At 69.4% G+C, this 24,121-nt stretch carries 27 protein-coding genes; 16 read left to right on the plus strand and 11 right to left on the minus strand.

All coding sequences use genetic code 11. From position 1 onward, the window contains the following. Positions 1 to 3: 3 nt before the first annotated feature. Together uppS and DU484_RS16990 are read left to right on the plus strand one after the other, a co-directional pair. Positions 4 to 933: a polyprenyl diphosphate synthase gene (gene uppS / locus DU484_RS16985; protein ID WP_114606522.1), complete on the plus strand. Its 930-nt coding sequence runs from the start codon at positions 4 to 6 to the stop codon at positions 931 to 933. A 46-nt stretch (positions 934 to 979) separates the two neighbouring features. Next, the gene (locus DU484_RS16990) at positions 980 to 1,909 is read left to right on the plus strand and encodes a mechanosensitive ion channel family protein (protein ID WP_114606523.1); all 930 of its coding nucleotides are present in this window, start codon (positions 980 to 982) and stop codon (positions 1,907 to 1,909) included. Here the strand turns inward: DU484_RS16990 and DU484_RS16995 are convergent. Beyond that, positions 1,906 to 2,586 (minus strand): helix-turn-helix domain-containing protein, encoded by a 681-nt coding sequence (locus DU484_RS16995; protein ID WP_114584098.1) that lies wholly within the window; start codon positions 2,584 to 2,586, stop codon positions 1,906 to 1,908. The genes DU484_RS16990 and DU484_RS16995 overlap by 4 nt on opposite strands. Further along, the gene (locus DU484_RS17000) at positions 2,583 to 3,533 is read right to left on the minus strand and encodes a DMT family transporter (protein ID WP_114584099.1); all 951 of its coding nucleotides are present in this window, start codon (positions 3,531 to 3,533) and stop codon (positions 2,583 to 2,585) included. The genes DU484_RS16995 and DU484_RS17000 overlap by 4 nt, the downstream gene beginning before the upstream one ends. A gap of 145 nt (positions 3,534 to 3,678) precedes the next feature. Between DU484_RS17000 and DU484_RS17005 the strand changes: the two genes are divergently transcribed. Next, entirely contained in the window at positions 3,679 to 4,374 is a 696-nt protein-coding gene (locus tag DU484_RS17005) for a DUF4382 domain-containing protein (protein WP_114606524.1), read from the plus strand. A 129-nt stretch (positions 4,375 to 4,503) separates the two neighbouring features. On the opposite strand, the gene DU484_RS17010 is transcribed toward DU484_RS17005, so the two are convergent. Further along, a complete protein-coding gene (locus DU484_RS17010; RefSeq protein ID WP_114584101.1) occupies positions 4,504 to 5,112 on the minus strand; it encodes an undecaprenyl diphosphate synthase family protein in 609 nt (202 codons plus the stop codon). A gap of 107 nt (positions 5,113 to 5,219) precedes the next feature. Here DU484_RS17010 and DU484_RS17015 point away from each other — a divergent pair, with 107 nt between their 5' ends. Both DU484_RS17015 and DU484_RS17020 read left to right on the plus strand, forming a co-directional pair. Continuing rightward, positions 5,220 to 6,533 carry a DUF92 domain-containing protein gene (locus DU484_RS17015; RefSeq protein ID WP_114606525.1) on the plus strand — a complete coding sequence of 438 codons (1,314 nt, stop codon included), beginning with the start codon at positions 5,220 to 5,222 and terminating at the stop codon, positions 6,531 to 6,533. Then, the gene (locus DU484_RS17020) at positions 6,530 to 6,949 is read left to right on the plus strand and encodes a GNAT family N-acetyltransferase (protein ID WP_114606526.1); all 420 of its coding nucleotides are present in this window, start codon (positions 6,530 to 6,532) and stop codon (positions 6,947 to 6,949) included. The genes DU484_RS17015 and DU484_RS17020 overlap by 4 nt, the downstream gene beginning before the upstream one ends. Here the strand turns inward: DU484_RS17020 and dnaG are convergent. Beyond that, on the minus strand, positions 6,946 to 8,313 hold the full coding sequence (gene dnaG, locus DU484_RS17025; RefSeq protein WP_114606527.1) for a DNA primase DnaG: 1,368 nt from the start codon (positions 8,311 to 8,313) through the stop codon (positions 6,946 to 6,948). The genes DU484_RS17020 and dnaG overlap by 4 nt on opposite strands. 165 nt (positions 8,314 to 8,478) lie before the next feature. Here dnaG and DU484_RS17030 point away from each other — a divergent pair, with 165 nt between their 5' ends. The 4 genes from DU484_RS17030 (at position 8,479) to DU484_RS17045 (ending at position 11,397) form a co-directional block, all read left to right on the plus strand. Then, positions 8,479 to 9,330, plus strand: a complete 852-nt coding sequence (locus DU484_RS17030) for an MOSC domain-containing protein (protein WP_114606528.1) — start codon at positions 8,479 to 8,481, stop codon at positions 9,328 to 9,330. Positions 9,331 to 9,687: 357 nt separating this feature from the next. Then, on the plus strand, positions 9,688 to 9,924 hold the full coding sequence (locus tag DU484_RS17035; protein ID WP_114584106.1) for a hypothetical protein: 237 nt from the start codon (positions 9,688 to 9,690) through the stop codon (positions 9,922 to 9,924). Beyond that, positions 9,896 to 10,426 carry a hypothetical protein gene (locus tag DU484_RS17040; protein WP_114584107.1) on the plus strand — a complete coding sequence of 177 codons (531 nt, stop codon included), beginning with the start codon at positions 9,896 to 9,898 and terminating at the stop codon, positions 10,424 to 10,426. The genes DU484_RS17035 and DU484_RS17040 overlap by 29 nt, the downstream gene beginning before the upstream one ends. A gap of 50 nt (positions 10,427 to 10,476) precedes the next feature. Beyond that, positions 10,477 to 11,397: an HFX_2341 family transcriptional regulator gene (locus tag DU484_RS17045; RefSeq protein WP_114584108.1), complete on the plus strand. Its 921-nt coding sequence runs from the start codon at positions 10,477 to 10,479 to the stop codon at positions 11,395 to 11,397. Here the strand turns inward: DU484_RS17045 and DU484_RS17050 are convergent. Further along, positions 11,394 to 12,440, minus strand: a complete 1,047-nt coding sequence (locus DU484_RS17050) for an enolase-like domain-containing protein (protein WP_114606529.1) — start codon at positions 12,438 to 12,440, stop codon at positions 11,394 to 11,396. The two genes, DU484_RS17045 and DU484_RS17050, sit on opposite strands and share 4 nt — an antisense overlap. Positions 12,441 to 12,562: 122 nt before the next feature. Between DU484_RS17050 and DU484_RS17055 the strand changes: the two genes are divergently transcribed. Then, positions 12,563 to 13,246 carry a hypothetical protein gene (locus DU484_RS17055; RefSeq protein ID WP_114606530.1) on the plus strand — a complete coding sequence of 228 codons (684 nt, stop codon included), beginning with the start codon at positions 12,563 to 12,565 and terminating at the stop codon, positions 13,244 to 13,246. Next, positions 13,246 to 13,422 carry a hypothetical protein gene (locus tag DU484_RS19665; RefSeq protein WP_157969585.1) on the plus strand — a complete coding sequence of 59 codons (177 nt, stop codon included), beginning with the start codon at positions 13,246 to 13,248 and terminating at the stop codon, positions 13,420 to 13,422. Before DU484_RS17055 ends, DU484_RS19665 begins: the two co-directional genes overlap by 1 nt. Here DU484_RS19665 and DU484_RS17060 read toward each other — a convergent pair. Together DU484_RS17060 and DU484_RS17070 are read right to left on the minus strand one after the other, a co-directional pair. Next, positions 13,373 to 13,975, minus strand: a complete 603-nt coding sequence (locus tag DU484_RS17060) for a trimeric intracellular cation channel family protein (protein ID WP_394338749.1) — start codon at positions 13,973 to 13,975, stop codon at positions 13,373 to 13,375. The two genes, DU484_RS19665 and DU484_RS17060, sit on opposite strands and share 50 nt — an antisense overlap. A gap of 265 nt (positions 13,976 to 14,240) precedes the next feature. After that, entirely contained in the window at positions 14,241 to 14,966 is a 726-nt protein-coding gene (locus tag DU484_RS17070) for a DUF1405 domain-containing protein (protein ID WP_114584112.1), read from the minus strand. Between the two features lie 104 nt (positions 14,967 to 15,070). Here DU484_RS17070 and pdxS point away from each other — a divergent pair, with 104 nt between their 5' ends. Continuing rightward, entirely contained in the window at positions 15,071 to 15,970 is a 900-nt protein-coding gene (pdxS, locus tag DU484_RS17075) for a pyridoxal 5'-phosphate synthase lyase subunit PdxS (protein WP_114584113.1), read from the plus strand. Between the two features lie 17 nt (positions 15,971 to 15,987). On the opposite strand, the gene DU484_RS17080 is transcribed toward pdxS, so the two are convergent. Next, positions 15,988 to 17,454, minus strand: a complete 1,467-nt coding sequence (locus DU484_RS17080) for a PAS domain-containing sensor histidine kinase (RefSeq protein ID WP_187347721.1) — start codon at positions 17,452 to 17,454, stop codon at positions 15,988 to 15,990. A 161-nt stretch (positions 17,455 to 17,615) separates the two neighbouring features. Continuing rightward, entirely contained in the window at positions 17,616 to 18,497 is an 882-nt protein-coding gene (locus tag DU484_RS17085; protein WP_114584115.1) for a homoserine kinase, read from the minus strand. Between the two features lie 105 nt (positions 18,498 to 18,602). Between DU484_RS17085 and DU484_RS17090 the strand changes: the two genes are divergently transcribed. Beyond that, positions 18,603 to 19,943, plus strand: a complete 1,341-nt coding sequence (locus DU484_RS17090) for an MFS transporter (protein ID WP_114584116.1) — start codon at positions 18,603 to 18,605, stop codon at positions 19,941 to 19,943. On the opposite strand, the gene carA is transcribed toward DU484_RS17090, so the two are convergent. Further along, positions 19,940 to 21,007, minus strand: a complete 1,068-nt coding sequence (gene carA, locus DU484_RS17095) for a glutamine-hydrolyzing carbamoyl-phosphate synthase small subunit (protein WP_114584117.1) — start codon at positions 21,005 to 21,007, stop codon at positions 19,940 to 19,942. The genes DU484_RS17090 and carA overlap by 4 nt on opposite strands. A 97-nt stretch (positions 21,008 to 21,104) precedes the next feature. On the opposite strand from carA, the gene DU484_RS17100 reads away from it, so the two are divergent. Then, positions 21,105 to 21,518 (plus strand): Lrp/AsnC family transcriptional regulator, encoded by a 414-nt coding sequence (locus DU484_RS17100; RefSeq protein WP_114584118.1) that lies wholly within the window; start codon positions 21,105 to 21,107, stop codon positions 21,516 to 21,518. Positions 21,519 to 21,526: 8 nt separating this feature from the next. Here the strand turns inward: DU484_RS17100 and DU484_RS17105 are convergent, their stop codons facing one another. Next, a complete protein-coding gene (locus DU484_RS17105; RefSeq protein ID WP_114606533.1) occupies positions 21,527 to 21,943 on the minus strand; it encodes a DUF7522 family protein in 417 nt (138 codons plus the stop codon). A gap of 98 nt (positions 21,944 to 22,041) precedes the next feature. On the opposite strand from DU484_RS17105, the gene DU484_RS17110 reads away from it, so the two are divergent. Then, the gene (locus tag DU484_RS17110; protein ID WP_114584120.1) at positions 22,042 to 22,473 is read left to right on the plus strand and encodes a DUF5778 family protein; all 432 of its coding nucleotides are present in this window, start codon (positions 22,042 to 22,044) and stop codon (positions 22,471 to 22,473) included. A gap of 268 nt (positions 22,474 to 22,741) precedes the next feature. Further along, positions 22,742 to 24,085, plus strand: coding sequence for a glutamyl-tRNA reductase (gene hemA / locus DU484_RS17115; protein WP_114584121.1), 1,344 nt, complete (start codon positions 22,742 to 22,744; stop codon positions 24,083 to 24,085). Positions 24,086 to 24,121: the final 36 nt, after the last annotated feature.

The raw sequence follows: 24,121 nt of genomic DNA on the forward strand, positions 1-24,121 counted from the left end.
GATATGCACACGCGGGTCCCCCGACTGGTCGAGCGCGCCTACGAGCGGCTTCTCCGGCGCGACATCGACGGCACCCCCGACCACGTCGCCGTCATTCAGGACGGCAACCGACGCTACGCCCGCGAACGCGGCGACGGCGCCGCCGACGGCCACCGGGAGGGTGCCCGGACCACCGAGCGGGTGCTCCGCTGGTGTCAGGAACTCGGCGTCGAGGAACTCACGCTCTATGCCTTCTCGACCGAGAACTTCGAGCGCCCGCCAGAGGAGCGCGACCACCTGTTCGACCTCATCGAGTCGAAGCTGCGGTCGTTCGCGGACAGGGAGGAGGTCCACGAGAACGAGGTGTGTATCCGCGCGCTCGGGGAGGTCGACCGCCTCCCCGAACGCGTCCGCGACGCCGTCGCGTACGCCGAGGAACGGACGGCGGGGTACGACCGCTTCCGCCTGAACGTCGCGCTGGCGTACGGCGGCCGGGCGGAGCTGCTCGGCGCCGCCCGCGAGACGCTACGGTCGGTCGCGGCCGGCAACCTCGATCCGGCGGACGTGGACGCCGCCGAGATCGAGCGCCGGCTCTACGCCCGCCCCGTCCGCGACGTGGACCTCATCGTGCGGACGGGCGGCGACGAGCGGACGAGCAACTTCCTGCCGTGGCACGCCAACGGCAACGAGGCCGCCGTCTTCTTCTGTGCGCCGTACTGGCCCGAGTTCTCGAAGATCGACTTCCTGCGGGCGATCCGCACCTACGAGTCCCGCGAGGCGTCGTGGCGGCACACCCGTCGGGAGCGGGCGGCGGCCCTGGTTCGGGCCGTCGCGGGCTCCTCACTCGTCGAGACGCGCGAGGTGATCGGTCGCCTGCGCGAGCAGCTCCCCCACGCCGGCACCGACGAACTGACGGCCGAACTCGACCGGCAGGACGCCGGGACGACGGAGTAGCCAGGCGACGCCGAGGAGCTTTGTACCGTCCGACCGTGGCGTCGGTATGCTCCAGGTCGCACTCCAGACGGCCACGCCGACGCCGGTGCCGACGCCGGTCGTCGGCCCGGAGGGCCTCGCCGCCTACTGGGCCCTCATCCGTCGGGCGGTGTGGTTCGTCGCCGGCTTCGTCGCCGTCGTCCTCGTCGGGTGGTTCGCGGTCGAACCGCTGGTCGCACGGTTCGTCCGCCGACGCAACAGCAACAACCCGACGATCCAGGAGGCGGTCTCGCGGTACGTCCGCCTGCTCGTCCTCGTCGTCGCCTTCTTCGTCGCCGCGGGCACCGCGGGCTACGGTCGGTTCATCGGCGATTCGGCGCTCGTCATCGCGGCCGGGACCCTCGCCGTCGGCGTCGCCGGGCAGACCGTCATCGGCTCCATCGTCAGCGGCCTCGTCCTCGTCGTCGACCCCGAGTTCAACGTCGGCAACTACATCGAGTGGGCGGACCGCGAGGGGACCGTCCAGTCCATCACGCTCCGGGTGACGCGGATCCTGACCCCGGACGGCGAACTCGTCACGGTACCGAACACGCTCCTGACGGGACAGGCGATCACCCGACCGTACGGTCGGGGGCGACGACGCATCGTCGAACACGTCGGCGTCGCCTACGAGGCGGACGTGGCGGCGGCGCTCGATCACCTGACGGCGGCGACGGAAGCCGTCGACGACATCGTAGCCGAGCCGACGCCGAAGGCGTACGTCGACGACTTCGGCTCCGATTCGGTGGTGCTCCGCGTCCACTACTGGATCGAGGACCCGCGTCGGCGGGACATCTTCGCCGTCCGGTCGGCGTACGCCCGGGCGGCCAAGGAGCGACTGGAGGCGGCTGGGATCACGATCAGCCCGGCGTCGAAGCGGGAGCTTCAGGGCCGGATCGGCGTCGACGGCGCCGCCGACGGCACCGCCGGCGGTGAGACCGACGGCCGCGCCGACTAGTCGTCCCGGGCCACCGTCGCCAGCAGGAGCCGTTTCATTCCGCGCCGAAGCAGCCCGCCCGCCGCCGGCTGTGAGATGTCGAGTTCGGCCGCCACCGCCGCGAGCGTCGCCTCGCGTGGTTCCTCGAAGTAGCCCGCGTCGAGGGCGGTGAGGAGCGCCTCGCGCTGGGCGGCGGTGAGGTCGACCGCCCCCTCGACCGGGCCGGCGTAGTCGTTGACGCGCCGGAGGTCGATATCGACGTCGTGGGCATCGGCAAAGGCAAAGAGGCGAGCCAGTCGGTCGCGGTCGGGGAGCCAGACGGTCATCGTCCAGCCCGTCCCGTCGTTCTCGATGTCGAGGGCGAGACCGTTCGCCCGCGTGATCTCCGGCGAGAAGAGGATGGCCCGGTCCGTGTAGGCGACGCGGTAGAGCCGTCCCTCGTCGAACGCGGTGACGGGATCGAACTCGGCGACGGTCGGGTCGGCGGAAAGCGCCGCGTCGAAGCGCTCGAACGAGTCCGACCGGACAACGAAGTGGTGGTGGCCGGATTCGGCGTCGGTGCCCGCCTCGCGGACGGGATGGATCGTCGCGCTCCGGTCGCGCGCCGCCGTCTCGGTCAGCGCGAGATCGGGGTGTTCGACGCCGAGGACGGCCGTCAGCCCGCTCCCGCTTCCGCTTTCGCTTTCGGGGTCGCTCATCCGCCGGGACCCTCCGTCCGCTGCGGACCGACGCGACGGAGTCGGTCGGTCACGGCGCGTTCGACCGCCGGCGACGCGAGGACGACGCTCGCGAGGATGGCCGCGCCGCCGGCGGCGACGGCCGGCGTGAACGGTTCGTCGAGGAGCGCCACCCCGAGGACGACGGTGGTCAGCGGTTCGCTCGTACTGACGATGCTGGCGGTGCTCGCGGGGATGCGCGCCAATCCGGCGGTGAAGAGGATCATGGGCAGGAGCGTCCCGACGACGGTGATGCCGGCGATCAGGCGCCAGTGTGCTGGCGTCGCCGGCGCCGAGAGCGTGCCGGTCACGACCCCGTACAGCAGGACGGCGGCCGTCACGCCGAGGAAGACGTAGGCGGCGTGCACCAGCGGCGACACCGTCCGAACCGCGACGCGCGAGCCGACCGAGTAGACGGTGTACGCGAGCGACGCGACGCCGACGAGGACGAGTCCCGGGAGGCCGAAAGCCGTCCCGCCGCCCGCGACGAGGGCGACGCCGCCGAGGGCTGTACACAGGGCGAGCGCCTTCGGCGCCGTCACCGGTTCGTCGAGGGCGAGCGCCGAGACGAGCGTCACCTGTACCGGGTAGGTGAAGAGGACGAGCGTCGCGACACCCGCCGAGAGCCACGCCAGACTCTCGAAGTACGCGACCGACATGAGGCCGTACACCAGCCCGAGACCGAGTTCGGCGACGAGGGTCCGGCGGCCGAGTCGGATCGGCACGCCGCGGCGGACGAGATACGCCCAGAGAATCGCGCTGGCGGCGAGAAAGCGAGCGGCGAGAAGCGTCGCCGTCGACAGCTCGGCGGCGCGGGCGAGTTCGCCGAAGACCCCGAGCGTCCCGAACAGCGCCGCCCCGGCGACGACGAGGGCGACGCCGGTGCCCGTCTCCGCCTCGGACTCGACGTCGGCGCGCCCGCGGTCCATACGTCCTCCGAGTGGCTCCCGGGACAACTACCTGCCGGATATGAGTATAAGCCCTTTAAGTGTCGACGGGAATCGTCGGCGAGCGAGGCCGGGAGACAACTCGACTGAATTCGGGTTTATTCGCCCCGAAGGGTTTCACCCCCTTATGTGTGAGCGGCCGGTGGGGTGGGACGTGACCGAACGCGACCACGAGTCGGCGACTGCAACGCGACGCGACTATCTGCGAGTGACGGGCGGCCTCGCCGCCGCCGGCGTCGCCGGACTGGCGGGCTGTATGGGCGGCGCCGAGGCGACGACCGGCACGCTCGCGACGCGGGTGAGCGACCAGCCCGGCGACATCTCGGATTTCGAAACCTGCGTCGTCACCATGGCGGGGTTCTGGGTGGCGCCGGAATCGGACGGCGACGCGACCGCCACGTCGACGGAGACCGAGACCGAGACGTCGTCGGACGGCGAGGACGAGGACACGGACCGCGAGTATCACGAGTTCGAGGAGCCACGGGAGGCCGACCTCGTGGAGCTACAGGGCGACCGGTCGGCGCTTCTCGGCGAACAGGAACTGGAGACGGGGACGTACGCGTACCTCCAACTCGACGTGACGGGCGTCGGCGCCACGCTCGCGGACGGCGGCGAGGCGACGGTGGAGACGCCCGGCGAGGCGCCGCTCAAGTTCAACCAGTCCTTCGAGATTCGGGCGGACGAGCGGACGGTGTTCACCGCCGACTTCACGCCGGTTCGGCGGGGACGGAGCGGGTCGTACCTCCTCCAGCCGGTCGCCAGCGAGACGAGCGTGCGGTACGAGTCGACGGCCACGTCGACGGCGACGGAAACGAGCGGATAGGCGTTCACGGCGCGATTCGGCCTATCGACCGACCTTCCGTGGGACTCGCTGACGCTCGTTCCGCGGCGCTTGGACGCTTCGCTACCGCTCAGCGTCCAAACTACCGTCGGCAAACCGACGTAATTCGGTCTATCGACCGAATCGCCGCTGCCGGTTCTGGTAATCCAGCACCGCGCGGAGGTAGTCCCGCTTGCGCACGTCCCGCCAGTTCACGTCGGTGAAGTAGAGCTCGGAGTAGACGGACTGCCAGATCATGAAATCGGAGAGCCGTTCGGCGCCGGTCTTGATCAGGAGGTCGGGCTCGTCGGGGAAGACGAGGCGACGCTCCACGTCGGCCTCGTCGACGTCCGCGGGGTCGAGTTCCCCGGCGTCGACCTCCTCGGCGAGCGAGCGGACGGCGGCGGCGAACTCGCCTTTCCCACCGAGTCCGACGTTCACCTGCACGGGTGCCGTGACGGGTTCGGTGTCGTCGGGGTCGCGGACGGCGACGGGGCGAGGAGCGTCGATGTCCCGCAGTTCGCGTGTCAGCGTCGGTACCACCGCCTCGTCGAGGACGCTCACCGAGACGGTGGCGCGCTCGGCGCCGTAGTCGAAGACCCACGCGAGGACGCGTTCGAGGCGGTCGTACGCCCCCTGTTCCAGCAGGTCCCGCTCGGTGAGGACGAGGGCGACGTGCGCTGGCGGGTCGCCGGGATGGAGACGCTGTCTGAGCGCGAGATAGCGGTCGTACAGGCCCACGTCCGATCCAGGCGGCGGGAGCGCAAAAACGCACGGATTCGGGGAACTCGGTGACGTAAGCGGGGCGTGTCGGGACCGTTAAGTGGCCGTCCGAGGTAGCAGACACCGTGACGTCCACCCTTCGTCGGGCCGGAGGGTTCGCGGCGGTCGGGACGCTCGCGCTCGCCGCCCCCGAACTCGGGCGGGCGGCCGCCGCGCCCTTCGCCGTCGTGGCGCTCCTCGCCGCGTTCGTCGTCGACGAGGGGCCGGTGTTCGAACTCTTCGCCCGGCCCCAGGACCGGCGCGACGGCCGGCTCAACGGCCTCGCCGGCTTCGCCCTGGCCGCGACGGGGCTCGCCATCCTCGCCACCGCGCCCCGCGAGTCGATGCCGACGCCCGTCTTCGTCGCGGCCGTCCTCGTCGTCGCCTACGGCAACGTCGGCGCCCGGGCCGTCGAGCGGCTGTGGACCGACCCCGGCCGGTCGGTCGCCGGCTTCAGCCTCGCGGCCTTCCTCGCTGCCCTCGCCGGCCAGCTCGTCGTCGGGTGGAATCTCGGACGGCTCCCCGAAGCGGCGTCCGTCGTCTTCCTCGCCGCTGCCGGGGCGCTCGTGGCGGCGCTTCTGCGGTCGATGCTCTACGAACGCGACGACCCCATCGTGATGCTCTCGACGGGACTGCTGCTCTGGCTGTTCGCCACCATCGGCGTCGAGTCGGGACTCACGGAGGTGGGCGCCGCCCTCCTCGTGACCGTCGCACTCGGCTACGTCTCCTACCGGACCGGCACCGCGTCGGTGCCGGGGATGGTGACCGGCGTCCTGCTCGGACTCCTGACAATCGTCTTCGGCGGCGTCGGCTGGTTCGCCATCCTCATCGCCTTCTTCGGTATCGGCGGCCTCTCCGCGAAGTACCGGTACGACGAGAAGAGCGAACGCGGCGTCGCCGAGGACAACGAGGGCGCCCGCGGCAGCGGGAACGTCCTCGGGAACGCCGCCGTGGCGCTCGTGGCCGTCATCGGCTTCGCCGCCAGCGCGGGCATGGGCGTCGATAGCGCGCTCTTCCGGTTCGCCTTCACCGGGTCGCTCGCCGCCGCGATGAGCGACACGCTCTCCAGCGAGATCGGCGTCCTCTTCGACGACCCGCGACTCATCACGACGCTCGAACGCGTCGACCCCGGTACCGACGGGGGGATCACGTGGCAGGGCTACGTCGTCGGCGTCGTCGGCTCCGGCCTCGTCGCCGGCGTCGCCGCCGCCACCTTCGCGTTCGACGCGCCGGCGCTCGCCGCCCTCACCGTCGTCTGCGGGGGGGTCGCGGGCATGACCGTCGACAGCGTCCTCGGCGCGACGCTCGAAGGTGGTCGGGTCGGTAACCAGACTGTCAACTTCTTCGGCACGCTCGCCGGCGCCGTCGTGAGCGCCGCGCTCGCCGTGGCGCTGCTGTGATCCGCCCGGCGACCCCCGCGGATCGGCCGGCGCTCGTCCGTCTCCAGTCACACCTCCCGGAGCCGAGCCCGGCCCTGCTCGACGCGGCACTCGACGACGCGGCGCTGACGCCGGCGACGGCGCTGGTCTCGACGGACGAGGACGGGACGCCAGTCGGCTCCCTCCTCGCCGTCCCCGGCGACGGGACGGTCTACGTCGCGGAACTGGTCGTCGACCCGGATCACCGCCGCGAAGGACGGGCACGGGCGTTGCTCGCGGCGTGTGCGGAGCGTGCCGACGGCGCGGCGCTGACCGTCACCGTCGCCCCCGACAACGAGACGGCGCGGTCACTCTACCGGGAGTGTGGCTTCGAGAAACGGGACCGTCTCCCCGACTTCTTCGACGACGGGGCGGCAATCCGATACCGCCGCGACTAGTCGGCGACCGCCAACTGGTCGACTGTCCGCACGCGAACGTCGACCGGCGTCTTCACCATCTCGGCGGCCGAGCGGGCGACGACCTGTTCGACGCCGCGCTGGGCCGCCACGTCCAGCACTCGCTGGGTCAACTCGCCGTCGAGGACGAGCGCGTAGGGGGCCGTCTCGGCCCCGCTGACCGCGTCGAACGCCTCGTCCGTGGGCACCGTCGCGATGGCCTCGAAGTCGGCGTCGAGGAGGCGCGCCGACCCCGTCTCGGCGTCGACGACCGCGCGAACGTGTTCCCGGAGCGTCGACGGCGCGTCGTCGGTGTCCGAATCGTCCGTGTTCGCGTCGTCGGTCTCCGCGTCCGCGTCGTCGGTCTCCGCGTCCGCGTCGTCGGTCTCCGCGTCCGCGTCGTCGGCAGCAGCGACGGCGGTGTCCGCGTCCGTGCCCTCGGTAGCCGCAGCCGTCCGTTCGGCGTCCGCCGACAGCCCCCCGCCCGCGTCGGCGCCGGCCGCCTCGCCGACGGGAACGGCGACGGTCTCGTTCGATCGCTCGGCCACCGTCGGCTCGTCGCCCTCGAATAGGTCGCCGTAGGGCGTCTTGTCCCGCAGGGCGGACATGACCTCGTGGCGGGCGAGGTCCTCGACCGACCGGCCCTCGGGCGCGAAGACGACGTAGTCCACGTCGCCGACCTGCGCGAGTTCGCGAAGGATGAGTTCGCCGCCCCGGTCACCGTCGAGGAAGGCGGTGACCGTCCGCTCCTCGGTGAGTTTCGCGACCGGTTCGGGGACGTTCGTCCCCTCGACGCCCACGGCGTTTTTGATGCCGTACTGGAGGAGCGTCAGCACGTCCGCACGCCCCTCGACGACGATGATGGCGTCGGAGTCGGCAACCCGCGGCCCGGCGGGGAGACCGTGGTACTCCGTGATGTCCTCGATGCGGACGCTCTCGCGGACCTCCTCCAGAATCTTGGAGGAGTCCATGACGCTCTCGTCGAACGACCCCGCGAGCAGTTCCTTGGCACGGTCGATCACCTGCCGGCGCTTGGCCTCGCGCACGTCCTCGATGTCGGTGACCTCGACGGAGGCCTGACACGGCCCGACGCGGTCGATGGTCTCCAGCGACGCCGCGAGGATGGCGGTTTCGACCTTGTCGAGGCTGCTGGCGATGGTGATGCGACCGAACGACTGGCCGTTTTCGCTGTCGATCTGTACGTCTATCCGGCCGACCTTCGAGGACTGCTGGAGGTCCCGAAGGTCGAGTTCGTCCCCGAGCAACCCCTCGGTCTGCCCGAAGACGGCGCCGACCACGTCGCTTCGCTCCACGACGCCGTCGGCCGCGATGGATGCGTGAATGAGGTATTTGGCTGTGTCGTCCATTGATGATCCCCTCGTGGGGGTGATGATGGTAATGACGAGTCCATGGGCGACCCATGTACGCCTATATACTTTTCGGGCGGGCGGGAAATACCTGTCGTACTTGCAGTTCGACCCCCCTCGGAGTCGACGCCAACGTTATGCGGCGTCCGGGTGTACCCCGCGTCGATGGCCCACATCGAGCGATTGCGACTGTATCCGGTCAAGGGACTCGACGGCATCGACGTCGACACCGTCCGGATCACGGACGCGGGCACGCTCGCCGGCGACCGGGAGTTCGCCATGTGCGACCCCGAGGCCGAGGCGGTCGAAACCGGCGCCGACATGCAGACGCTCGCCTACAACGGCAAGCAGACCGACCGCATCCACGACGTGCGGACGACGTTCGACCCCGAGACGGCCACCCTGACCGTCGAGCCGAAGACGGGCGGAGAGCGACGGGCGTTCGACCTCTCGACCGAGGCGGGCCGCGCAGACGCGGGCGCGTGGTTCGGCGATTTCGTCGGCGACCCGGTCGAGTTCCGGCGACACGAACCCCCGGCGTTCGTCGACCGGCCCGACGCCGGCCCCTCGATCATCAGCACGGCCACGCTATCGGAAGTCGCCTCGTGGTTCGAGGGAATGAGCGTCGAGGGCGCCCGCCGCCGGCTCCGCGCCAACGTCGAAGTCGACGGCGTCCCCGCGTTCTGGGAGGACCGGTTCGTCGGGGCGGACGCACCCGAATTCGTCGTCGGCGAGGGCGACGGGGCGGTCCGGTTCGAGGGCGCCGAGCCCTGCGCCCGGTGTGTCGTCCCCAGCCGCGACCCGGAGACGGGCGACCCCCTGCCCGCGTTCCGGGAGCGCTTCGTCGAGCGCCGAGAGGCGACCTTTCCCGAGTGGGCGGACCGCGACGCGTTCGACCACCTCTACACCGTCATGCTCATCTCGCGGGTGCCCGAGGTGTCGCGGGAGCGGGCGATTTCGGTGGGGGACGACGTGACGGTGCGGACGACGGCGGGGAACTCGAAGGGTAGTGTTTAGATAAGCCTGTGAAACTGGGACCACCTCGAAAGCCCCCGGCGTCTCGGCTCCCGGGACTCGCTGCGCTCCTCACTACGTTGCGGTGCTTACTTCGTCCGGGTTCGCCGAGACGCTGGCCCCTTTCAGTCCCGCCCGGCGGCGGCCGGTTGGCCAGCCGATGCGGGCGGGACTGAAAGGGGCGACTCGCTGGGGGAAGGCGGCCGACGCAAGCACGCGAGCGAAGCGAGCGCGCGCAGCGAGGCCCCCGACCCCAGCGAGTCGGGGCTTTCGAGGTGTCCTCAATCTAATTGCGCTAATCTAAACAGTGCCACTCGAAGGGCCCCAACATATAAGACATTACTCTGACAACTTAGGCCCGTGACCGACATCGAATCGAAAAAAGAGTTCACGGGAGAGACGATCTGGCTCGTCGTCGGCGTCCTGTTTTGCTTCCCGTTTGCGATCTACTACTACTTCGCAAACAAGGAGCAGGTGTGGGTGTGTCCGGAATGTCGGGAGTCGATCACGGTTGGTGCCGGGACGTGCAAACACTGCGGGACCGACCTTTCGGAGTACACTGGGGACGATGAGGAATCCGCTTCGGTGGACGATTGAACGCGTCGATCGATCGAACCCGTTTCTCCTCTCACATCACCCGAGCTGTCGGTACTACGACCACCACACGTTCGAACTGTACGGCGCCGACCTGTGTCTGGGCTGTTTCGTCGTCTACCCAGTCGGGGCGCTCGCGCTCGCGACGCTGATCGTCGCTCGACTGGTCACACCGGGTGCGTTCGGCGTCGAAACGCTCGGTCTCTACGGCCTCGGCGCCGCACTCGTCGCCCCGATGGTGCTGCTGAAACTCGTCGGTGGCAGACGGTCGATGCGGACTCGCATCCTCGCCAAGGCGGGCTTGGCGTGTGGGCTGGCCGTCCTCGCCTTCCCACTCGTGTTTCGGCCGGACGACCGGCTCCTCACGTTCGGCCTGCTCGCGGGCTTCCTAGCCGTCTACGTCGGCTACAAGGGAGCCACGGCGCTGGACGACTGCGAGGGATGTCCGGAGTGGGAGCAGGGGGAGTTCCCGGACTGTACGGGGATGGACCTCGACCGGGAGTGACGCCCGGGCAATACCGCTCTTTTTTACGCTCAGGCGCGGACGTGACGCCCATGCAGACCCACATCGTGCCGGTCGGCTTCGACTACGACCGGCTCATCGCGCCGCTGATCCGCGACCAGTTCGACGTGGATCGGGTGATCCTCCTGGAGGGGGCCGTGGGGAGCGAGGCCAACGTGGAGTATTCGCGGAACATCTCGGCCAAGCTCGAACAGGACTTCCGGAACCTGCTGGGCGCGGAGACGAGCCGGGTCGTCATCGAGGACGTCTACGACTACGACGCCGCCTTCGAGCACGCCTACGACCTCATCAACGACGAACTCGACGCCGGCGCCCCGGACGGCGAGGTGTGGGTCAACGTGAGTTCGATGCCCCGGCCCGTGAGCTTCGCCTTCGCCACCGCCGCCCACTCCATCACGCTCGAACGGCAGGCGGACCGCGACCGCATTCACACCTACTACACCGCCCCGGAGAAGTATCTGGAGACGGAACTGGCGGAGGAGCTACGGGCGAATCGGGAGCTCCTGACCGACCTGCTGGACGACGGCGACGTGACGGACGAGCGCATCCGCGACCGACTCGACGGCACGACCGCACTGCTCGACGAGTTCGACGAACGCGGCACCACCATCGGCGCCAAGCGCATCGGCGACAACCACATCGTCGAACTCCCGGTCGCCTCCTTCTCGAACGTCAAACCGTTCGAGGAGGTGATCCTCTTCGAACTCGGCGACCACGGCGAGTTCGAGTCGGTGTCGGAACTCGCGGAGGCGCTCGCGGCGGAACTCGGCGAGGAGTACACCGACAGCTTCCGGTCGAAGGTCATCTACAACGTCGACCGACTCGGCCCCGGTGGGAAGGGGTACATCGAACAGGAAGAACACGGGAAGTCCTACCGGACGCGACTCTCGCGGATCGGCGAACTCTGGGTGCGTGCCCACGCCGACCGGGAGGACGTGCCAGTGCGCGACTAGAAGTCCAGCCCGGTCGCGTCGTCGCTCGGGGCGAGCGGACTCCCCGGCAGGTCGGCGGGCAGGTCGGGCAGGTTGTAGCCGCCGGGGGCCACGTCGTTCGGCGCGTCGGGGTAGAACGTCGCCGCGAGCGTCTGGATGTGCGCCCGTCCCACGTCGAGTTCGAACTGGCCGCCGCCGTACAGCGCCACGTCGCGCTCGCGGGCGTACTCGATGGTCTCCAGAACGGACTCGACGGTGCCGAACCGCGAGGGCTTGATATTGAGCCACCGCGGCTCGAAGGGCAGGTCGCGGACGCTCTCGACGCCGGTGATGGGGGCGTCCCACGAGATACGCTCCTGCACGGGTTCGATCAAGCCCCTCGTCTCGTCGGTGAGTGCCGGGTCCTCGATCACCGCGTCCGGGAACCCCTCGATTACCCGCTCGTAGAGGTCGGGGTCGGGCGGCTGATCGACGGTCGTCCCGACGTAGTGGCCCTTGAGGTCGAGGAGGCGAACGGCATCGGTGTCGGCGAGAGCGGCGACGAGTTCGTCGTCCCAGTCGCTCGTCGGGTCGAGTTTCAGGCCGAGGTCGGGGTGACGGTCGAGGATGGTCTCGACCCGGTCGGTCGTCGGCGGGTCGCCGAGGCGGGTGCTGACGACGAACTGCAGGGGGTCCCGGTCCCGGTCCAGCGCGGACGCGAAGTCGGTTCCGGCCTGCCGCAAGGCCAGATCGAGGGCTGCGCTCTCGATTCCCCAGCGGCGGTAGTGGTGGCCGGAGGGCTGTTCCGGCTCCTTGCTGGGAAAGAGGTCGACGTCGTCGAGCGCGATCGAGAACTCGTCGAACGTGAACTCGCCGGTCGGGACGAGCGCGTCGGTTTCGGCGAGAGCGTCGTGGTCCTCGGTGTCGTAGGTCACGTCCTCGCCGCGGCCAACCGCTTCGTCGCCGTGGAGTTCGAAGACGGTCGTCGCGCGGGTGAATCCGCTCGAAGTGTCGCGTTCGTGTCGCGTGCGCGTCTCGTCGTCGATACGAAGCGGGAGGTCAGCGAGGCGATCGAACAGGGCCATAGGGGGAAGAGGGGCGCCAGCCGAATAACGGTACGCCAGCGTCGGTGCCGTCGAGCACCAACGGTTATGATTCCTGACAGCGTAGTAAGATATCTTGCGCCCGGCGCGAGTGATGAGATTCCATGTTTCCAGATCCGGCCGTCCCGTCGACGCTCCTTCAGCAGGTACCGCTCCCGTTTCCGTTGCCGGTCGATCCGGAACTGGCCCTCCGAACGTGGGAGCCGCTGGCGCTCAGAGCCGTCGTCATCGTCATTTACCTGGTGTTCATCTTCGAGTTCTACCGCTTCGTCGCCCGACGCGACATCTTCAAACTCCGATTTCGGCGCTACGCCCGCGGCGTCGTCGGGCGAAGCGTCGAGAGCGTCGGCAACGTCGTTCGCATCGTCCTCTACGTCGTCGAGTATCTCGTCGTCTATCCACTGCTCACCATCGTCTGGTACGTCTTCTACCTCTTCCTCGTCGTCCTCCTCGCGCCGGGCGTCGACATCCAGGTCCTCCTCGTGACGGCCATGGCCATCGTGACCGCCATCCGGGTGACGGCGTACTACAGTCAGAACCTCTCGCAGGACCTGGCGAAGATGCTGCCGCTCGGTATCCTCGGGGCCTTGATCCTGGAGGACTCGCCGGCGCTTCCCGCCGAGATTCCCGTCGACGTCGTCGTCGCGGTGGCCGAACGATGGGAGACCATCCTCCTCTATCTGCTCTTTCTCGTCCTCCTCGAGTTCGTCCTCCGCATCGGACAGGTGCTGGCGACCCAGCGTCTCCAGACCGCCGGACCGGAAGACGACGTGGGAGACGAGGGGTGATGGCACGTGTCGCACTCGTCGACGGGACGGCCGAGGGACAGACCGGCGTCGTCGTCGGCACCGGCACCGCGTGGGACGACGAGTACACCGACTGGGACGAGGTGGAGTCGTTCGCGGACGCGCTGGCTAGCGTCGTTGCAGCGTCTGCATCGTCGGGAGTGACCAGCCGTACGTGACCGCCGCCAACCGCGTCCCGACGGTCACCAGCGCGCACGCGGTGGCCGCGGTGCCCCCGGCGGCGTCCACGCTCACCGCCCCCCAGTACGCACTCCCGCCCAGTACCGCACAGCTCGCATAGAAGTCGTCGAAGAGGATGAACGGCGAGCGGTCGAGGAGGATGTCCGCGAGCGCACCGCCCCCCACCGCGTTGATCGTGGCGATGGCGACGACGCCGAACCCCGAAACGCCCGCCTCGGTCGCGACGATGGCGCCGGTCGTCGCGAAAGCGGCGAGTCCGATGGCGTCGGAGACGAGCGTGATCGGGTGCGTGTCCGGTGTCGGGAGGACGGCACTCAACGCGACCGCGAGGCCGACGCCGAACAGACCCAGGCCGATCTCGGTCGACGACTGCAGCGCGAGCGGGATTCGATTCACGAGGAGATCCCGTGTCATCCCCCCGGCGAACGCCATCGACAGACCGACGACGGTGATGCCGAACAGGTCGAACTCCTCGCGGATCGCCTTCGCCGCGCCGACGAGCGCGAACGCGATCAAACCGATCGTGTTCACGATCGAGAACGGATCGCCGAGCAGAGCGGTGACGAGAGCACGAATCACTGGCCGCCCGTTCGTGATCGAGTAGCTTGAGCACTGCGCCTGCCGATGGCGACGGCGAAAGCGGTCGGCACGGCAAACACCGATCGCATCGGCCGGATCGAGGAGTGCGGTCGGACCTGTCGGAACGTGACGAGCACGCTGACCAACGACGGCACGGCCGCGAGCGACGTGACCGTCTACACGCACGCCGGCAACGGCGTCGACGGCGACGGATGGCCTAGGCCTCCAGTTTCTTCACCCGCGTCGCCAACGTCAGGAACGTCGCGGTGAGCGTCAGGACGACGGCGAAGCCGGCGGCGAGTTCGTGGGTCGGCGAGAGGTGGGTGATCGTTCCGTCGACGATGCGCTGGCCCGGCAACAGGGTGTGGTGGGGCGTGCCGAGGATGGGGACGAAGTAGTCCACCAGGTCGTTGAGACCGTACCACGCGACGGCGACGGCGACGGCGCCGACGGGGAAGTCGCTGTAGCGGTGGATCACGAACGCCTGGACGACCATCATGAGGTGGCTCCCGAGGAGGAAGGCGTACATGGGCAGGGACGTGGTGGCGAGGAAGCCGTCCGCGAAGGCGACGAGGACGAAGGGCGTCCAGAGTCCGAGTTTCCAGCAGCCGAAGAAGGCGAGGGCGTTCACCACCTCGCTGGATCGGCCGAGTTTCCAGAGGGCGAGCGAGGCGGCGATGAAGAAGGTAGCGACGGGGCTGTCGGGCACGAGCGGCCAGATCGCGAGGGGTTCGGCCGCGAACTGGAAGCGGTAGTACCAGAAGCCGAAGGCGGTGCCGACGAGGTTGACACCGACGACGAGCCACGCGAGCGAGAGGCCGAGGTTCTCGACGGCGCGGGGGAGGGGGGCGAGCCACCGCGGGAGCGGGTCGGGAGCGGGGAGGCCGGCGCCGCCGAAGAGCGCGGCGACGCGACCGAGGACCGACTCCGACCCGGAGCTCATTGTCGGGTGGACGGAACGGGCGGGTAAATCGGTGACGATGGGCGGGGCGACGGCAACATCTACCGAAAGGCGGCGCTTAAGTCGGTCCCACCGTAACGGGATATATGACCGACCTCGAAGAGCTTCGACGCGGGACGGAGCTGGTGAAACGCGGGTTCGCTCGGATGCAGAAAGGGGGCGTGATCATGGACGTGGTCAACGCCGAACAGGCCCGCATCGCGGAGGACTGCGGCGCGGTGGCGGTGATGAGCCTCGAGGCCGTCCCGGCCGACATCCGCAAGCGCGGCGGCGTCGCCCGGATGGCCGACCCCGCCGCACTGACCGAGATTCTGGACGAAGTGTCGATTCCCGTGATGGGGAAGGCACGCATCGGCCACCGGAAGGAAGCGGAGATCCTGCAGGCCAAGGGTGCCGACATGATCGACGAGAGCGAGGTGCTCACGCCCGCCGACGACGACTACCACATCGACAAGCGGGAGTTCACGGCCCCGTTCGTCTGTGGCGCGCGGAACCTCGGCGAGGCGCTCCGCCGTATCGACGAGGGCGCGGCGATGATCCGCACCAAAGGCGAGGCGGGCACCGGCGACGTGAATCAGGCGGTGACCCACCAGCGAGCCATCAAGGGCGCGATCCGGCAGTTGGAGGGCATGGCCTACGAGGAGCGCGAGCGGTGGGCGCGGGAACACGGCGCGCCCCGCGACCTGGTCCACGAGACGGCGGAGATGGGGCGCCTCCCGGTCGTCAACTTCGCCGCCGGCGGCATCGCGACGCCCGCGGACGCGGCGCTCATGATGCACCACGGCTGTGACGGCATCTTCGTCGGCTCCGGCATCTTCGGCGCCGAGAACCCCGAGGCGATGGGAACGGCCATCGTCGAGGCCGTCAACAACTGGGACGACCCCGACCGCCTCGCCGACATCGCGACGAACGTCGGCAAGGGGATGAAAGGCCAGTCGAACGCCGACATGGCAGAGGAGGAGAAGCTGCAGGGTCGCGGCGTCTGACCGCCGCCGTCACGTTCTCACGCGGACTCGTCGTCGTTCGACTGCCACCGTGAAGCCGGGAAAACGATGGAGACGACGGCTCCGCTCGGGTCGTTGTCCTCGATTTCTATCGAGCCACCGATGGGCGTCACGAGCCACTTCACGATCCACAGACCCAAGCCGCTACCGTGTTTGAGGGGCCGTTCCTCCCCGTCGGCGATCACCTCCCGTTCCATCTCGGGGATACCGTCGCCCCGGTCGGCGACGGTGAGTCGGAGTGTCCCGTCCGCCTCCGCGACGCCGAGGGTCACGACCGGCCGGTCGTCGGTTGCGTGTTCGAGGGCGTTGTCGACGAGTTCGTCGACGGCGACGTGAACCGCGTGAGGATTGGCGAGAACGACGACGTCCGGGCCCTCGACACGCACCGTCGCCGTCGGGCACGCGTCGCGATACTCCGCGGCGACGCGCTCCAAGAGCGGCCGAACCTCGACAGGCTTGACGTCGCGGATCTGTTCGTAGATGCGGTCGAACGTGCGCGCTCGCTCCGACGTTTCGAGCAGGTCCTCGGCGGCCGAGACGATGTGGCGGGCGTCCGATCCGACTCGGTCGAGCACCGCCGCGTCCTCCGTGTCCTCGACGCTCACCCCGTCGAGTGCCCGTTCGATCTCCTCCGCACGACCGATCATCACGTTGAGACTGTTGCGCAGGTTGTGACGGAGGACTCGATTGAACACCATCAACTGTTGACGGCGTGCCTTCCGTTCGGTGATGTCCTGAATCGTCCCCCTGAGGACGGGCGTGTCGTCGCCGGCGATGGGTTGTCCCGTCGTCCGGACGAGGCGGGTCGTACCGTCGGTGGTGACGAGGCGTGCCTCCACGTCGTAGGGGAGATTCCACTCGAGAGCCCGTTCGACGAACGTCCGGATCTTGTCGCGGTCGTCGGGGTGGTAGAACGACAACGCCTCCTCGATGGTCGGCTCGTAGTCGGGGCCGACCCCGTGGATCCGGCGGGTGCCAGCGGTCCAGCGGAGTTGCTCCGCCTCGAAGTCGAGTTCCCACCCGCCGATGTCGGCCGTCTCTTCGGTTCGGGCCGACAGATCCTGACTGCGTTCGAGGGCCATCTCGTGGTGCTTCCGCTCGGTGATGTCCGTCTGGATCGCGACGAAGTGTGTGATGGAATCGTCCTCGGTGCTCCTGATGGGGGCGATAGTCTGGTTGGCGATGTAGACATTTCCGTCGGCCCGCCGGTTCACGATCTCCTCCTGCCAGACCTCGCCGGCGAGGATGGTTCGCCAGAGTCGACCGAAGTAGTCGGCGTCGTGGTGGCCGGAGTTGAAGAGGTCCGGCGTGTGTCCGAGAGCGTCGGCCGCGTCGTAGCCGGTCACCGCCTCGAAGGCCGGGTTCACGTAGATGATCCGTCCGTCGAAATCGGTGATGAAAATGGCGTGTCCCGCCGCCTCAACGGCGCGTTCGAACCACGTCGGATCGAGTCCACGATCCGACACGTACCCGTGGCCCCGGGCGGGGTGTGCCGAGCCAGCGGATGAGTCTCTATAGCCGTCGCTCATCTATAGGGTCGTCGACCCCCGACGAGTATAGCTCGCTCGGACGTCATCACTGAGTGGGAATCGTCCGTCTCGGGGGCGATGACGACGATTCCGAGCGTTCAGTCCCGGTACAGCGTCGCGCCGCGACCGATCTTCGTCTGGTAGGCCCGGGCGTCGACGCCCGCGTCCTCGAAGCCGTTGACCATCGCGGCGGCGATGTCCTGCCGATCCTCCGGATAACAGGCGGCGATGACGCCCGGCCCGGCGCCGCTGACGGTGACGCCCGTCGCGCCCGCCGCGAGTGCCGCCTCGCGCACCCCGTCGTAGCCCGCGATGAGGTCGGCACGGGCGGGCGTGACGAGGCGGTCGTGCATCCCCTTGCCTACCAGGCGCGGGTCGTCGCGACACATCCCGGTCGTCAGCGTGGCCGCGCGGCCGACGGTGTAGATCAGTTGCTCCATCGTCGCCCCGGCGGGCACCACGTCGCGGGCGTCGCGGGTCGAAACGGCGATTTCCGGCAGGCAGGCCACGAGCGGAATGTCGGCGTCGACGACGGTCACGTCCCGGTCGGTGGCGACGGTGAACCCGCCCAGCAACGCGGGCGCGACGTTGTCGAGGTGTACCTCGCCGGAGACGGTGGCCTCACCCTTGCCGGCGATGGGGACGAGTTCCCGCCGCGAGAGGCCGCGGTCGTAGAGTTCGTTGAGCGCGAGGGCGGCGGCGGCGGCGCTGGCGCCGGAGGAGCCGAGCCCCGAGGAGGGGCGGATGCCCTTGTCGATGCGAATGTGTGCCGGGGCGTCGAGCGCCTCGGCGACGGCGCCGACGGTGTTTCTGTCGGGGTCTTCGGGGATGAACTCGGCACCGTACCCCGTGACCTCGATGGTCGTCCGCTCGGCCTTCTCGACGCGGACGACATCCGCCGGCCGGTCGAGGGCCGCGCCGAACACGTCGAACCCGCTGCCGAGGTTCGCACTCGTGGCCGGAGCCCTGACCGTAACCATGCCCCGGAGTTGCGCGAGTCGGGTCAAAAACCTGCCGAAGGTTCGAGGGCGTATCGATCAACCTGTCGACACAAGGGTTAGGCCCCTGGCCCCGTCCGTGAGGGTATGGCCACCCCCGCCGGCGCGACGGCGACGGTCGAGCGCCCGCGCCGCGCCGTCGCGACGGTCGTGTTCGTCGTCTTCCTCGACCTCGTCGGCTTCGGCATCGTCATCCCCATCCTCCCGTACTACGTCCGGAGCTTCGGCGTCGGCGACGTGTTCATCGGCCTGCTGGCGGCGACGTACTCGCTGACGCAGTTTCTCGCCGCGCCGACCCTCGGGCGCGCCTCGGATCGGTGGGGGCGTCGGCCGGTCCTCGTCCTCTCGCTCGCCGGAAGCGCCGTCGCGTGGACGATATTCGGCCTCGGCGACCTGGTGGGCGACGCGTCGGGCGCGGCCGCCGGCGTCGCCGTCCTCTTTCTCGCCCGCGCGCTCGCCGGGGCGATGGGTGGGAACATCGCCGCCGCGCAGGCGTACGTCGCGGACGTGACGACGCCGGACGAACGGGCCGGCGCCCTCGGCCTCGTCGGCGCCTCGTTCAGTCTCGGGTTCATCTTCGGCCCCGCTCTCGGCGGTGCGCTGGCGAGCGAGACAGCCGTACGCGCCGCGTCGGGGCTTCCGATCCCGCTCCCCGCGACGCCCTTCTCGCTCCCCGCGTTCGGCGCGGCGGCGATGAGCCTCGTGGCCCTCGGCGTCGCCCTCGCCGTCCTCGAAGAACCCCCACGCCACCGGGCGACGGGCGCGCGGTCGACGCTCGTCGCGGAGTTCCGGGCCGCGCTCGGCGAACCCGCGCTCCGCGGCCTCGTGTTCGCCTTCTTCCTCGTCTCCGTCGCCTTCGCGGGCGTCCAGGTCATGTTCATCCCCTTCGTCGCCGACGCGAGCGCGTACCGCTTCGACGCCTCGGCGGCCGCTCTCCTGCTCACGTACGTCGGCGTCCTCGGGGCAGTGAATCAGGGACTGCTCGTCGGGCGACTGGCCGAGCGGTTCGGCTCCGGCCGTCTCGCCGTCGTCGGCGCGTCGATCCTGTGTGTCGCGCTCGCGGCGCTGCCGTTCGCGCCGGCACTGGGCGGGGCGGTGCCCGCGTTCGGCGGGCCGACGTGGCTCACCCGCGAACTGGTCGCGTTGCTCGCCGTTCTCGGCCTCCTCTCGTTCGGCAACGGCCTCCTGAACCCGTCGCTGGCGGCGCTGGTGTCGGCGAGTTCGGGCGCCGACCGACAGGGAACCGCCTTCGGCGTCACGCAGGGCGCGGGGAGCCTCGGTCGGACCGTCGGCCCACCGGCCGCCGCGGCGCTGTACGCGGCCGTCTACTGGTCGCCGTTCGTCGCCGGGGCGCTGGTCGTCCTGCCGGTGGTCGCGCTGCTGGTTGGGGTGGCGCGCGGGGGAGAACCGGGTGGGGAGCGCGGTTAGTCCGACGTGGCGACGGCGGTGTCGGTCGACACCAGGTCGAGCACGTCGTCGAAGAAGTCCAGCGAGTCGTGCGGGCCGGGGTTGGCCTCGGGGTGATACTGGCGGGTGAGGACGCCGAGGTCCTCGTTTTCGAGGCCCTCCGCGGTGCCGTCGTTGACGTTCACCTGCGTCACGTTCAGCCGGTCGCCGGGTTCGCCGACGGTGTAGCCGTGGTTCTGGGTCGTCATGACGACGCGCCCGGACTCCAGGTCGCGGACGGGCTGGTTGACGCCACGATGGCCGAAGGCCATCTTCTCCGTGCTGCCGCCGAGGGCGTTGGCGACGACTTGCTGCCCGAGGCAGATGCCGGCGACGGGCAGATCGCCGACGTACGCGTCGACCAGCGCCTCCGCGGCCTCGAAGTTCTCGGGGTCGCCGGGACCGTTCGAGATGAAGAGTACGTCGGGGTCGACGGCCGCCACGTCCTCGGGCGTCGCGTCGTACGGCAGGACGTGCACCGTCGCGTCACGCTCCAGCAGCGACTCGACGATGGAGCCTTTGGCGCCGCAGTCGATCAGGGCAATCGTCGCGGCCGACCCGCCCTCGTACACCTCGGGGGCGTCGACGCTCACCTGCGCGCCGATGTCCGTATGCTCGCTCATGCCCTTGCACTCCGCGAGTTCCGCCTTCGCGTCCTCGGGGGTGGCGTCGGGGCCGACGGCGATGCCACATTTCATCGCCCCCTCCTCGCGGATGGAGGTGACGAGGTCACGCGTATCGAGGTGGTCGATGGCGGGAATCCCCTCGTCGGCCAGCCACTCGACGACGTCTTCCGTGAACTCGCGGGCGATGGCCGCGCGGGGGTGGACCCGATCCGACTCGAACCGCTCCTCTCGGACGCCGTAGTTGCCGATGAGCGGGTAGGAGAAGGTGAGCACCTGTTCCTCGTAGGAGGGGTCGGTCAGACTCTCTTCGTATCCGGTGTAGGCGGTCGTAAAGACCAGTTCGCCGCGTGTCCGACCCGGAACACGGCCACGCGCCTCGACGACGCGGCCGTCCTCCAGGGCAAGGTAGGCGTCCGACATTACGAGAAACACAGTTAGCCGCGGTCATTAAGCCTTTCTTTCGAAGTGAGGTTACGAATTTCGTAATGGGTAAGTCGCTGCCGCTGGTACGCAGGGTATGGACGACCTGGACCGGCGGATTCTGGGCATCCTCCGACGGGATTCGCGCACGCCGTACACCGAAATCGCGGATCGGGTCGGCACGTCCGAGGGGACGGTCCGCAACCGCGTGGAGCGCCTGGTCGACGAGGGGATCATCGAGCGCTTTACCGTGGCCACGCGCACCGGGAACGTGAAGGCGATGATCGAAGTCTCCGTCGCCGTCGACGTCGACACCACCGACGTCTCCGCCCGCATGGCCGAGTGGAGCGAGGTGGACTTCGTCTGGCAGGTGTCCGGCGAGGCGGACATCGTCATGGTCGTCGACGCCGCCGACACCGGCGCCGTGAACGACCTCATCACGAAAGCGCGGGACTTAGACGAGGTCCAGAACACGAAGACGCGGCTGATTCTGGACGAACGGCTGGGGTGAGCGGCGGGTCACGTCCCGGCCAGCAGGTGCCTGATGGCCGTCGCCGCGTCCTCGAAGGCGGCGACGTCCATGTCGTCGGTGGTGAAGAGGACACCGGCGTCACCCTGGATGACCCGGACGACGAATCCGTCGCCGTGGACGCGGACGGTGAACTCGTAAGCGCCGATGTCCGACCCGCCCGCTGCGCTGGCGAGGGCCGTCCGGACCGGCCCCTCGGCGAACCCGGTGCGCTCGAACTCGACCAGTTGCGACTTGGCCCCGGCCGTACGCTCCGCGGAGTCGTACAGGTCCCGGCGCGTGTAGAGGACGTCGAACGCCGACGGGGTGAAGTGGACCACGCTCCGGAGCGTGTCCCCGAGGCTGGTTCGGGCGGCACTCACGATGCTGTCGGCCATCTCTTCGCCGATGTTCGTCTCGGAGGACATATTGTTCCGTTCACACGTTGGCCGTCCGACGGCTCAACGGTTTCGGTGAGACGGGCAAAACCGTCATTCGTAAACCGACGCTCCACCCACGGAGAGGTATGAGCGACTCCGACGTACTCGACGCCGACCTCTACCGACGGACGAAGGCGCTGCTCGAACCCGGCGACATCGACCTCGCGGGCGCCATCGTCCACACCGACCTCTCGGGACAGGAGGACCTGGAGATGCACGAACTGACGGTCGAGTTGAACGAGGTGATCGCCGCCCACGCCGGAAAGGGCGAGGCGTACATCCACGCCGGCAACGACGACCCGAACTTCTCCTCGAACCAGTTCCAGGGGCGCACCGTCGAGGACGACGACTTCGTCTGGGAGTGCCAGCAACTCCTCCGGAACGGGACGTTCGACATCGTGTTCTACTACGAGGCAGACCTGGATCAGGCGGCGCTGGTCGAGGCGATTCGGGAGCGCGGATACGAGGTGACGAGCGTCGTCCTCGACGAGGACGACCGGATGGAAGTCGAGGGGTAGCGGAGTCGATCGTCGTCCGCACCGCCCGAGTCGGGCGGTTTTCAGCCGCCGAGAGACGACGAGACGTTTAAGCCCCCGGGACCGAGAGGGGAGAGTATGTACGGGACCTGCGGGCGCCGCGGGCCGTCCACCCTCGTGGCGGCGGCGCGGCCCCATCCGCCGGGGTCGGGGGCGACGCCGCGGCGACATTGGAAGAGTTTAGGTACGACGGGGACGAAACGCGGCACGAAACGGAGCGCATGACCGGCGTGTCTCGGAGTGATCGACGGTGACGACAGGTGTAATTCAGGGCGTGACGGTCGCTCACGGGCGGGCGACCGTCGACGAAATCGAGTCGGCCGCCGCAGCGGACGAGGAGACGGCCGTCCGCGACCTGTTGATACGCGACGGCGTCGAGGAGGCGTTCGCCCTCCAGACCTGTAACCGCGCGGAGGCGTACGTCGTCACGGAGTCGGCCGCCGACGGCCGGGCCGCACTCGCGGATTTCGCCCCCGACGTTCGGGACGGCGCGGTTCGCGAGATGGACCACGAGACCAGCCTCCGGCACCTGATGCGTGTCGCCGCGGGTCTCGAATCGCTCGTCCTCGGCGAGGACCAGATCATCGGCCAGCTCCGCCGGGCGTTCGAAACGGCGCGGGGCGTCGGCGGCATCGGTCCCGTCCTCGATCCCGCGCTCACGAAGGCGATCCACGTCGGGGAACGCGCGCGAACGGAGACGGAGATCAACGAGGGCGTGGTGTCGCTGGGGAGCGCCGCGGTCGAACTCGCCGACCGAGAGTGCGACCTCGACGGCGCGACGGCACTCGTCGTCGGCGCGGGCGAGATGGGCCGCATCGCCGCCCAGGCGTTCGACGACACCGGCGTCTCGACCATCGTCGTCGCCAACCGGACCGTCCCCCACGCCGCCCACCTCGCCGACGAGGTGGCGACGACGGCCCGTGCCGTCCCGCTCGACGTGACCTCCGACGCCGCCGCGCGGGCGGACGTGCTCGTCACGGCCACCGACAGCCCCGACCCCATCCTCGACCGGTCGGCGCTCGCGGACGCCGGGCGGACGCTCGTCATCGACCTCGCCCAGCCGCGGGACGTGGATCCAGCGGCCGGAGACCTCGACGGGGTCGACACCTACGACATCGACTCGCTCGAGACCATCACCGACCGGACACGGGCCCAGCGGCGCGAGGCCGCCGCGGCGGTCGAACGGATGATCGACGAGGAGTTCGACCGCCTGCTCGACTCGTTCAAGCGCCGGCAGGCCGACGCGGCCATCGGGGCGATGTACGAGAGCGCCGAGATGGTCAAGGAGCGAGAGCTCCGGACGGCCGTCTCGCGGCTGGAGTCCCAGGGCGAGTTGACCGACGAACAGCGGGAGACGGTGGCATCGCTGGCCGACGCGCTCGTCGGCCAGTTGCTCGCCGCGCCGACCAAGAGCCTGCGTGACGCCGCCGCCGAAGACGACTGGACGACGATTCAGACTGCCCTCAGCCTCTTCGACCCCGAGTTCGGCGGCGAGGAGGCGAGGCCCCCGACGACCGAGCGCCCGCGGGAGGCCCCCGACGCGGACGCCGACGGCATCCCACAGCACGTTCTCGACCGACTCGGCGAGGAGTGACCGAGCCGGCCCCAACCGTTATTCGCCGCGCGGCCG

The sequence above is a fragment of the Haloplanus rubicundus genome, from assembly GCF_003342675.1.
GTDB classification, from domain to species: Archaea; Halobacteriota; Halobacteria; order Halobacteriales; family Haloferacaceae; genus Haloplanus; species Haloplanus rubicundus.